The organism is Luteimonas changyuni (assembly GCF_039548395.1).
Lineage (GTDB): Bacteria > Pseudomonadota > Gammaproteobacteria > Xanthomonadales > Xanthomonadaceae > Luteimonas.
Window position 1 is genome coordinate 112,433 of record NZ_JBCLUZ010000009.1, and the last position, 10,563, is coordinate 122,995.

Genomic DNA, 10,563 nt, shown 5'->3' on the forward strand with positions numbered 1-10,563 from the left:
GGCCCCGGCAGTCAGTGGCCGCCGACGGACTGCTTTTTCGGGTTGAGGCGCTGCCAGACCTGTCGCATGGCCTCGTCGAAGGGCGCATCGGTCGAACGCACCACCACCCGGCCCGCGGCGACCAGCGCCGTGAGTTCCTCGGGTGACACCACCATCCTGCGCGCACCGCGACGGTTGACGATCAGGAAACGCCCGGTCAGCGGGCTGATCCACGCGATCCGGCCCGCGGTTTCATGGCCGTCCTCGTCCACCAGCCGCAGGCCCTGCCCCACCCGGAGCCGGCGCATGCGGGCCGCAACCTCGGGATCGAATTCGAGGGTATCGGTGCCGCCCGCAAGCTGCAGGCCGGCCAGCGCCGGTTCGTCGGCGCCCGGATCGACATCGTCCACTGCGGCGTCGGGATGGTGGACCCGGCGCGGCGCGTCGGGCAGGCCCAGCGCCGAGATGATCCTCGCCATCGCGTCGCGGGCCCCGGTGGCGTCCATGCCGCAGTTGGAATAGCACTCACCCAGGGGCACCTGCAGCGCCAGCAGCTGCTCGGCGACCACGCGCCCGCGGGCGTGGAAGGCGTCGGCATCCACCTGCACCATGGCGTCGCCAAGGGCGATGGCCTGGTGGTGGCGCGCGGTGCCTGCGCCGTCGCGCAGCCAGGACTGGGTGAGGTGGTGGCGCCAGTGGCGGTCGAGGAACTGCGCCACCGACGCGGTCAGCGCGCGGTCCGACAGCCGCGACGCGACCAGGTCGGCGGCGTGCGCGCGTGCCTGCTGCAGCCGTTCGCGGCCGTGGATGGCCTCGCCTGCGCGCTTCTCGGCCAGGTCGGTGCGCCGGCGCTGCTGCTCGAGCTGGTCGCGCAGCTCGCTGGCGGCGAGTTCGAAGATCGCCTGGTCGTCGTCGTATTCGTCGACCACCCGGTCGACCGCACGCTCTGCATGATCCAGGGTCTCGCGGTCTTGCGGCGTTTCGCCGACGTTGCCGTCGCAGGCCTCGGTCAGCACGTCGAGCAGGCGCCGCGCCGGGTGGCTGCGGCGGTTGAACATCGAATCGTCGGTAAGCGCGACCTTGAGATAGGGCACCACGAGGCGCCCGAAGAAGTCGCGCGCCCGGTCTTCGAGGTCGTTGGCATCGTTGATCGAGCTGAAGAGCATGCCGACCAGGTCGATCGCGTCCTCTTCGTCGACGCTGAAGTGGGTGGCGTCGGCGTCGAAGCCCAGCTGGCGAACGCCGCCGAGGATCGCTTCGCGCATGACCCGGGTCAGTTCGCGGGCGTCGCTGGCCGCCAGCGCCCTGGCGTAGGCCGCGGTGTCATCGCCCTGCAGGATCTGGGCCACGTTCAGCAGGTCCTCGGTGCGCAGCACCTCGACGCCGTCGTCCAGGGCCTGATCCGGCCGCGACCCGCCAGCGTCCCCGGCCCCTTCGACCTCCTCGGCTCCTGCAGCCCGCCAGCTGGCCAACTGTTCGCGGACGACGTCGCGATAGCGCGGAGGGCGACCTTCGGCGGTTGCGGCATGTGCCGCGGCCGCGATCGAAGAGCCGACGCCACCGTTGCCGCTTCCGCCATTGCCTGCGCCGCCGGCCGCACCATCGCTGCCGTAGCCGTGGCCGCCGTGTCTGTAGCTGCCGTTGCCCCCTCCACCGCCGCCGGGGGCGCCGCCCAGGTGTTCCACGGTGCCGCCATCCGGCATCCACTCTTCCCCCGCGTCGCCGGCGTGCGACCTTGCCCCCGCCTGCCCGGCGGCGGCAGCGCGCGAAGCGCCGGAACCACCAGTGGAACCACCGCCGGAGCCACCACCGGAACCGGCCTCCGCCCGGCCGCGGACGGCACTGCCGGCACTGCTGCGGGACTGGAAGCCGAAGCCGGCATCCTCGAGCAGCTCATTGAGCTTTTCATAAAGCTCGCCAAGCACCTCGGGAAGGCGTTTGTCGAAATGGTTGAACACCAGCGGACGCAGGCCACGGGTGAGGTCTTCGGCGCCGAACAGACTGACGAAAGCGGCCACGGCCGCCGTTGGCCGCACCGGATTGGCGCGCTTGCCCTCGACGCCCAGCGCCGCGGCCAGGGCCTGCAGGCGCTCGTCGAGCTGTTCCAGCGGATGCAGGAACTGGTGGTCGAGAAGCTCGGTGGTGTGCTGGCCGGCAAGGTGGATCTCGAGCTCGCCTTCCGACATCAGGCTGAGCGACTTGTCCTCGCCCTGCTCGACCGGCGGCTTGCGCCAGGCGTCGAACTCGCGCTCCAGCGACTCCCGGTAGCGCGTGGCCAGGTCGAGCGCGCGGTGTCCGAGCGCCATGACCGCCATGCGATCGTCCTGCGCACCGCTGTAGTCATGGCCGGCCAGCGCCTCGAGCCGCACCTGCTCTTCGATCGTGCCCCAGAAGCCCGACAGCACGCCGCCCAGGGCGGTGACCGACTCGCGCCTGAGCGCGTCGAACAGGCGCACGGGGTCGCGCATCGAGCCGTGGCGCGTCTTGGACAGGTAGGCGGAAGGTTCTTCTGCGATCATCAGGGGATGCGGCCGGTGCTGGGGGATGCACCCACGCCTACCATCCCTGAATGGAGCCTTCCAAGTCTGTGACTGCAATCTCAAATAGCCCTGCCCCCTTCTTCCTGCAGGCCCTGGACGCACGACGTTCGGTACCCGCCAGGCAACTCGCCGAGCCCGGCCCGGATGCCGCCACGCTGCAGCGCATGCTCGCCTCGGCCGTTCGCGTGCCCGATCACGGCAAGCGCGTGCCCTTCCGCTTCCTGTCGATCACCGGCGATGCCCGCCAGGCCCTGGGGGACGCGGTCGCGAACCGTGGCCTGCGCCTGCGCCCCGATGCCGGCGACGCCGCGGTCGCCAAGGATCGCGCCCGTTTTTCGCACGCGCCGCTGGTGCTCGTGGTGGTGGCGGTGCTGGATCCCGGCGACGACGCCATACCGGAGCAGGAACGCCTGCTCACCGCTGGCTGCACCTGCTTCGCGCTGCTGCAGGCGGCGCAGGGGCTGGGCTTCGGCGCCACCTGGCTCACCGGCTGGCCGGCCTACGACCCGGACGTGCGTGGCCTCCTCGGGCTGGGCGCGGACGAACGCATCGCCGGCTTCATCCACGTCGGCACTCCGCAGTCCGAAGCGCGCGAGCGCGAGCGGCCGGACCCGGCCGCGCTGCTGCGCGAATGGACTCCGCCGGCGTGAGCGCAGCGGCGCCCCCGCTGTACCTGGTCGACGCCAGCCTGTACGTGTTCCGGGCCTGGCATTCGATGCCGGCCGACGGCTTCCACGACGCCGACGGCTGGCCGACCAACGCGGTGCACGGGTTCGCCCGTTTCCTCCTCGACCTGCTCGAGCGCGAGCGCCCGCGGCACATCGCCATCGCCTTCGACGAGGCCCTGGACTCCTGCTTCCGCAACGCGCTGTACCCGGCCTACAAGGCCAATCGCGCCCCGGCTCCGGCCGAACTCAAGCGCCAGTTCGCATACTGCAAGTCGCTGTGCGCGGCGCTCGGCCTGTCGATCCTTGCGCATCGCGAATATGAAGCCGACGACCTCATCGGCAGCGCCCTGGTGCTGGCCCGCGGCGAGGGCTACCGGGGCGTGATCGTGTCGGCGGACAAGGACCTGTCGCAGCTGCTCGAGGATGGCGACGAACAGTGGGACTACGCCCGCGGCCAGCGCTGGGGCGCGGCCGGAGTCAAGGCGCGGCAGGGCGTGCACGCCCACCAGGTCGCCGATTTCCTCGCGCTGTGCGGCGATGCGGTAGACAACATCCCGGGCGTTCCCGGCATCGGCGGCAAGACCGCAGCGGTGCTGCTGGCGCATTTCGGCAGCCTGGACGTCCTCCTGGAACGCATCGACGAGGTCGCATTCCTGCGCCTGCGCGGCGCGACGCAGGTGGCCGCCCGGCTGCGCGAGCATCGCGAACAGGCCCTGCTCTGCCGGCAGCTGTCGACGATCTCCTGCGATGCACCCCTTGCCGACGCCGTGCCGCCCTTCGCACGCGCACTGCCCGATCCAGGCGCCGTGTCCGCCTTCGCCGACGCCCTCGGCTTCGGTCCGATGACGCGGCGGCGGCTGGATGCGGTCGGCGACACCTCCACCACCGCCACCCCACGGGGTTAGGATCGCGCCATGGACAACGACAACCGCCAGGCGAACACGGACGAACCCGAGATCCTCTACAAGGGCGAATGGCTGCGCATGGTCAAGCGCGGCCACTGGGAATCCTGCGAGCGCACGCACGGCAAGGACGGCCTGGCGGTGCTGGTGATCGCGGTAACGCCGGATGACGACGTGCTGTTCGTCGAGCAGTACCGGGTGCCGCTGGGCGCGCGCACCATCGAGATGCCGGCCGGCCTGGTCGGCGACGACGACGACGGCGACACCCTTGAATCGGCAGCCCGGCGTGAACTGATCGAGGAAACCGGCTGGGACGCGGGGCGCATCGACGTGCTGCTGGTCGGCCCTACCTCATCGGGCATGAGCAACGAACGCATCGCCTTTGCCCGTGCGCTCGAGCTGCGCAAGGTCGGCGATGGCGGCGGGGTCGACGACGAGCAGATCACCGTCCACGCCATCCCGCGCGCGACAGCGCCCGCCTGGCTGATGCAGAAGTACGCCGAAGGCTATGAGCTCGACCTCAAGCTCTGGGCCGGGCTGTGGATGATCGAGCACAACCCGGACGGTTCAAAGGCCTGAGCGTGCCGGCCCCGCCCACGCGGGCGGGGGAATGGAGCGCGCTCAGGCGAAGCGGTCGGTGGCCTGGACCAGGGCGTCCACGGTTTCGGGCTCGAAGGCCGAATGTCCCGACGCCGGCGTCACCACCAGCTCGGCCTTCGGCCACACCTGGTGCAGGTCCCATGCATTCTGGATCGGGCAGACCACGTCGTAGCGGCCGTGCACGATCACGCCGGGGATGTCGACCATTCGGTAGGCATCACGCAGCAGCTGGTCGTCGCACTCGAAGAAGCCGGCGTTGGTGAAGTAGTGGTTCTCGATCCGGGCGAAGGCCAGCGCGAACTGCGGATCCTCGTGGTCGGCCATGAAGCCGGGATCGACGTGCAGGAAGCTGGTCGCCGCCTCCCACACGCTCCAGGCGCGCGCGGCGGCCAGGCGGGTGGCTTCGTCATCCGAGGTCAGGCGGCGATGGAAGGCCGCGATCAGGTCGCCGCGCTCGCTTTCGGGGATGGCGCCGACGTACTGCTGCCAGGCTTCCGGGAACAGGCGCGAGGCGCCTTCCTGGTAGAACCACTCCAGCTCCCAGCGACGCAGCATGAAGATGCCGCGCAGCACGAGTTCGGTGACATGTTTCGGATGGCTCTGCGCGTAGGCCAGCGCAAGCGTCGAGCCCCAGGAGCCGCCGAACACCTGCCAGCGGTCGATGCCGAGCTGCGTGCGCAGCAGTTCGATATCGGCCACGAGGTGCCAGGTGGTGTTGTCGACGAGGTCGGCATGCGGAGTGGAACGCCCGGAGCCGCGCTGGTCGAACAGGACGATGCGGTACTTCGCCGCGTCGTGGAAGCGGCGCATCTTGTCGGAACAGCCACCGCCCGGGCCGCCGTGCAGCAGCACCACCGGCTTGCCATCGGGATTGCCGCACTGCTCGTAATAGAGGACGTGGCGGTCATCGACGCGGAGGGTGCCGGTGTCGAAGGGTTCGATCTCGGGATACAGCGTGCGCATGCGGATGCGGCCTCCTGCGGGATAACCGGGCCAGTCTACCAGCCGGGCCCGCTCAGCCCGCCGCCCAGCGCCCCACGCCGACCCGGTCGCGCCCTTCGAGGTCGGCCACCGTCGCGACCTGTTCGAAGCCCGCCGCGCCCAGCAGCGCGCGCACTGCGGCACCCTGGTCATGGCCATGCTCGAGCAGCAGCCAGCCGCCGGCAGCGAGGTGCCTGGGCGCTGTCGCGGCGAGGATCCGTATCGCGTCCAGGCCGTCTGCACCGGACGCCAGCGCCAGGGGCGGCTCGTAGCGCAGGTCACCCTGTTCCAGATGCGGATCGCGTTCGGCGATATACGGCGGGTTGCTGGCGATCAGGTCGAATCTCTCGCCGGCCAAGGGGCCGAACCAGTCACCACTGCGGAATTCGACCCGGCGGCCCAGGTCGTTGCCGTCCGCGTTGGCGCGCGCCACCGCCAGCGCCGCCTCACTGTGGTCGGTGGCGATCACGCGGGCCCGCGGGCGCTCGCTGGCGATCGAAAGCGCGATCGCGCCGCTGCCCGTGCCCAGGTCGGCCACGCGCAGGGGCAACGCGGGGTCCAGCCGCGCCAGGGCCTCCTCGACCAGCAGTTCGGTCTCGGGCCGTGGGATCAGGGTGTCCGGCGTCACGGCAAGGTCGAGGGTCCAGAATCCGCGCTTGCCCACCAGGTACGCCACCGGCTCGCCGGCCCCGCGGCGCGCGACCAGCGCCTGGAAGCGCGCAGCCTGGCCCGGCGCCACGGTGGCTTCGCCGTGGGCGTAGAGCCAGGCCGCGCCGCGCTCCAGCACATGCTGCAAAAGCAGTGCCGCTTCGCCCGGGTCCACTCGCGCACGCGCCGCCTCGAGGCATTCTGAAACACTGCGTCCGATTTCCATAGATGTTACCTATCGATTGAATCATTATAATCAACTTCACGAATTGATAGGCCACGCCTAACATGTCCGTTGTCCGGCAGCTGCCGGTGTCTTCCCCACCACCCCGAGGATTCCATGTCCGTCATCAATACCGAAATCAAGCCGTTCCAGGCCACCGCTTACCACAACGGCGAATTCGTCGAAGTCGACAGCGCCCAGCTGAAGGGCAAGTGGTCCGTGTTCGTGTTCTACCCGGCCGACTTCACCTTCGTCTGCCCGACCGAGCTCGAGGACCTGGCGATCAACCATGACGAGTTCAAGAAGCTCGGCGTCGAAATCTACAGCGTGTCGACCGACACCCACTTCTCGCACAAGGCCTGGCACGACACCTCGGACGCGATCGGCAAGATCCAGTATCCGATGATCGGCGACCCGACCCACGAGATCTCGAAGAACTTCGAGATCCTGCGCCCGTCCGGCCTGGCCGACCGCGGCACGTTCATCGTCGACCCCGAGGGCGTGATCCAGTCGATCGAGATCACCGCCGAGGGCATCGGCCGTGACGCGCTGGAGCTCCTGCGCAAGGTCAAGGCCGCCCAGTACGTCGCCGCCCACCCGGGCGAGGTCTGCCCCGCCAAGTGGAAGGAAGGCGAGAAGACCCTGAAGCCGTCGCTGGACCTGGTCGGCAAGATCTAAGCACGCCGATCGTTGGACCGCCGGCGTGCTTCGAACCGCCGGCGTTTGTGGGAGCCGCTATAGCGGCGATGGCTACAGGATCGCCACAGCAATCGCGGCCATGGCCGCTCCCACAGTCGCTACAGCCAGCCCATCCCCGCCTTTCCGGCGGGGGTGGGGCTGGACCGGAGTCCGTGCCCCGCGCGGCCTGCGGTCCATCCCCACGCCGGTGGCGACCCGTCGAACGACGGGACGCAGGCCCCCGCCTTGCCTTTCGAAGGAGTTCCACCATGCTCGAAGACGACCTCAAGACCCAGCTCAAGGCCTATCTGGAGCGCCTGCAGCGCCCGATCGTGCTCGTGGCCAGCGTCGACGACGGCAGCAAGTCCGCGGAGATGCTCGAGCTGCTGGAAGACATCCGCGCGCTGTCGGACAAGGTCACGGTCGAGGTGTCGCGCGACGACGCCCAGCGCAAGCCCTCCTTCGCCGTGACTTCGCCCGGCCACGACATCGACCTGCGCTTCGCCGGCCTGCCGATGGGCCATGAGTTCACCTCGCTGGTGCTGGCCCTGCTGCAGGTCGGCGGCCACCCGTCCAAGGCCGCGCCGGAGCTTCTGGAGCAGGTGCGCGGGCTCGAGGGCGAGTACCGCTTCGAAACCTACTATTCGCTGTCCTGCCAGAACTGTCCGGACGTGGTCCAGGCACTGAACCTGGCCGCGGTGCTGAACCCCGGCATCAGCCACGTCGCGATCGACGGCGCCCTGTTCCAGGACGAGGTCGAGGCGCGCGAGGTGATGTCGGTGCCGACCGTGTTCCTCAACGGCGAGGTCTTCGACCAGGGCCGCATGAGCCTGGAGCAGATCGTCGCGAAGCTCGACACCGGCGCCGCGAAGCGCGACGCCGCGGAAATCGCGAAGAAGGATGTGTTCGACGTGCTGGTGGTCGGCGGCGGCCCCGCCGGCGCCGCGGCCGCGATCTACGCCGCGCGCAAGGGCATCCGCACCGGCGTGGTGTCGGAGCGCTTCGGCGGCCAGGTGCTGGATACGATGTCGATCGAGAACTTCATCTCGGTGCCGCATACCGAGGGACCGCGCTTCGCCGCCCAGCTCGAGGCGCACGTGCGCGAGTACGACGTCGACATCATGAACCTGCAGCGCGGCCAGGCCCTGAGCCAGGACGCGGACGGCATCACCTCGGTCCAGCTCGAGAGCGGCGCCACCGTGCGCAGCCGCAGCGTGGTGCTCGCCACCGGCGCGCGCTGGCGGCAGATGGGCGTGCCCGGCGAGGACCAATATCGCAACAAGGGCGTGGCCTATTGCCCGCACTGCGACGGCCCGCTGTTCAAGGGCAAGCGCGTGGCGGTGATCGGCGGCGGCAACTCCGGCGTCGAGGCCGCGATAGACCTCGCCGGCATCGTCAGCCACGTCACCCTGGTCGAGTTCGATTCGAAGCTGCGCGCCGACGAGGTGCTGCAGCGCAAGCTGCGCAGCCTGTCGAACGTGAAGATCATCACCTCCGCGCAGACCACCGAGGTCCTCGGTGACGGCAAGCGCGTCAACGGCCTGGTCTACCGCGACCGGACCGGTGGCGATTCCCACCGCGTGGAGCTGGAAGGCGTGTTCGTGCAGATCGGCCTGCTGCCCAATACCGAGTGGCTGAAGGGCGCGATCGAGCTCAGCCCGCGCGGCGAGATCGTGGTCGACAACGCCGGTCGCACCTCGCTGCCGGGCGTGTTCGCGGCCGGCGATGCCACCACGGTGCCCTACAAGCAGATCGTGATCGCCATGGGTGAAGGCTCCAAGGCCGCGCTCAGCGCCTTCGACCACCTGATCCGCAGCAGCAGCCCGGCCGCGACGGCCGACGTCGAGGCGGCAACGGCGTAAGCCGGAGCCGTCCCGACCACAGCGAGGCACCACCATGAACCTGCGCGACCTGGGCTACTTCATCGCCCTTGCCGATCACCTGCACTTCGGTCGCGCGGCGGCGGCAAGCTTCGTCAGCCAGCCCACGCTCTCCACCCAGATCCGCAAGCTGGAAGAAGAGCTGGGCGTGGTCCTGGTCGAACGCGCGCCGCGCAACGTCATGCTCACGCCTGCCGGGAACGAGGTCGCGGCGCGTGCGCGGCGGGTCATGGCCGACGTCGAACAGATGCGCGAAGCCGCGCGCCGCAGCCAGGACCCGGAGGCCGGCAAGGTCACCCTCGGCCTGTTCCCGACGCTGGGGCCCTACCTGCTGCCGCACGTGGTGCCGGGGATCCGCGCCCGCTTCCCCGAACTCGAACTGCTTCTGGTGGAGGAGAAGAGCGACGTCCTGCTCGAACGCCTGCAGCAGGGCCGGCTCGACGCCGCGCTGCTCGCGCTGCCAGTCAACGACGAGCAGCTGCACGTCGAGTTCCTGTTCGAAGAGCCCTTCGTACTCGCGGTGCCGGAGGCGCATCCGCTGGCCGGCCACGGCCCGATCACGCCCGCCGACCTCGCCGACGAGCGCCTGCTGCTGCTCGCCGATGGCCACTGCCTGCGCGACCAGGCGCTGGATGTCTGCCATCTTTCCGGCGCCAGCGAAAAGGGCGAGTTCCAGGCGACCAGCCTGGAAACGCTGCGCCAGATGGTGGCCGCGAACGTCGGCGTCACCCTGCTGCCGTCGCTGGCGGTCAAACCACCGGTGGCGCGCTCGGAGAGCATCGAACTGGTCGACTTCCGCGCTCCGCCCCCCAGCCGCAGGATCGCGATGGTGTGGCGCCGGAGCACCGCGATGGCGCCCTTCCTGCAGGCGCTGGCCGCCGTGCTGCGCCAGCTGCCGCCGGACCTGCTGCTGCCGACGCTGCGCGAGTCCACCGCGACGCTGCACGTCCCCGGCGCCCCGGGGCTCTAGCGCGAAGCCTGAGTCCTTACCCCACAAAAACGGGTTCTTCTCCCAAGTGAGGGAGAGACGTACGGCCGACCCGGCGGAGTGGCTGGTTCTTGTCGAGGCTCCGGGGGTACTGACGTGACAGTTGGAGCGCGTTGTTACGTCTGCAGCTGCTCCGTTCTTGTCTGCGCTGCCCGTCCCGCGCATTTCTCCGTTGTAGTCCGCGCTGCACGTGCCGCGCATTTCTCCGTTGTGGTCCGCGCTGCCCGTCCCGCGCACAGGGGGTGTGCTGCGCCGGCCGTCTCCGCGTCCTGCTCCCAGCGGCCGGGCGCCGGCCATCCATGGCCGGCTCTCCGCACACCCCCTGTGCACGGGACGGGCCGTGGAGTTTCTTGGCTTCGGGACGGAGATCAAGAGCGGGCGCGCGCTCGCGATCGTAGGGGTCGCCCTGGCGTGGCTGTGCCTCTTGATCCTGTGACGACCGCCCGGTTGCGACGTCTGCGTTGACGTTGCCCCCT

9 protein-coding genes are annotated in these 10,563 nt (G+C 69.8%); 6 read left to right on the top strand and 3 right to left on the bottom strand.

The genetic code is table 11. The annotated features are described in order from the left end of the window. Nucleotides 1-11: 11 nt before the first annotated feature. Nucleotides 12-2,498 carry a DUF1631 family protein gene (locus WCD84_RS05760; protein WP_343280716.1) on the bottom strand — a complete coding sequence of 829 codons (2,487 nt, stop codon included), beginning with the start codon at nucleotides 2,496-2,498 and terminating at the stop codon, nucleotides 12-14. Between the two features lie 50 nt (nucleotides 2,499-2,548). On the opposite strand from WCD84_RS05760, the gene WCD84_RS05765 reads away from it, so the two are divergent. Genes WCD84_RS05765 through WCD84_RS05775 form a run of 3 tightly spaced genes read left to right on the top strand, consistent with a single transcriptional unit; the run spans nucleotide 2,549 to nucleotide 4,668 of the window. After that, nucleotides 2,549-3,169 carry a nitroreductase family protein gene (locus WCD84_RS05765; RefSeq protein WP_343280717.1) on the top strand — a complete coding sequence of 207 codons (621 nt, stop codon included), beginning with the start codon at nucleotides 2,549-2,551 and terminating at the stop codon, nucleotides 3,167-3,169. Then, nucleotides 3,151-4,092, top strand: a complete 942-nt coding sequence (locus tag WCD84_RS05770) for a 5'-3' exonuclease (protein ID WP_343255954.1) — start codon at nucleotides 3,151-3,153, stop codon at nucleotides 4,090-4,092. The genes WCD84_RS05765 and WCD84_RS05770 overlap by 19 nt, the downstream gene beginning before the upstream one ends. 9 nt (nucleotides 4,093-4,101) lie before the next feature. Next, complete coding sequence (locus tag WCD84_RS05775) at nucleotides 4,102-4,668, top strand: NUDIX hydrolase (RefSeq protein ID WP_343255955.1); 567 nt, start codon at nucleotides 4,102-4,104, stop codon at nucleotides 4,666-4,668. Nucleotides 4,669-4,710: 42 nt separating this feature from the next. Here the strand turns inward: WCD84_RS05775 and pip are convergent, their stop codons facing one another. Continuing rightward, nucleotides 4,711-5,652 (bottom strand): prolyl aminopeptidase, encoded by a 942-nt coding sequence (pip, locus tag WCD84_RS05780; RefSeq protein WP_343280718.1) that lies wholly within the window; start codon nucleotides 5,650-5,652, stop codon nucleotides 4,711-4,713. A 52-nt stretch (nucleotides 5,653-5,704) separates the two neighbouring features. Next, complete coding sequence (prmC, locus tag WCD84_RS05785) at nucleotides 5,705-6,544, bottom strand: peptide chain release factor N(5)-glutamine methyltransferase (RefSeq protein ID WP_343280719.1); 840 nt, start codon at nucleotides 6,542-6,544, stop codon at nucleotides 5,705-5,707. Nucleotides 6,545-6,658: 114 nt separating this feature from the next. Between prmC and ahpC the strand changes: the two genes are divergently transcribed. The 3 genes from ahpC (at nucleotide 6,659) to WCD84_RS05800 (ending at nucleotide 10,069) form a co-directional block, all read left to right on the top strand. Beyond that, nucleotides 6,659-7,219, top strand: a complete 561-nt coding sequence (ahpC, locus tag WCD84_RS05790; protein WP_343280720.1) for an alkyl hydroperoxide reductase subunit C — start codon at nucleotides 6,659-6,661, stop codon at nucleotides 7,217-7,219. Nucleotides 7,220-7,488: 269 nt separating this feature from the next. Next, on the top strand, nucleotides 7,489-9,081 hold the full coding sequence (gene ahpF, locus WCD84_RS05795) for an alkyl hydroperoxide reductase subunit F (protein ID WP_343280721.1): 1,593 nt from the start codon (nucleotides 7,489-7,491) through the stop codon (nucleotides 9,079-9,081). A gap of 34 nt (nucleotides 9,082-9,115) precedes the next feature. Further along, nucleotides 9,116-10,069 (top strand): LysR substrate-binding domain-containing protein, encoded by a 954-nt coding sequence (locus WCD84_RS05800; protein WP_343280722.1) that lies wholly within the window; start codon nucleotides 9,116-9,118, stop codon nucleotides 10,067-10,069. The last annotated feature ends 494 nt before the right edge of the window (nucleotides 10,070-10,563 follow it).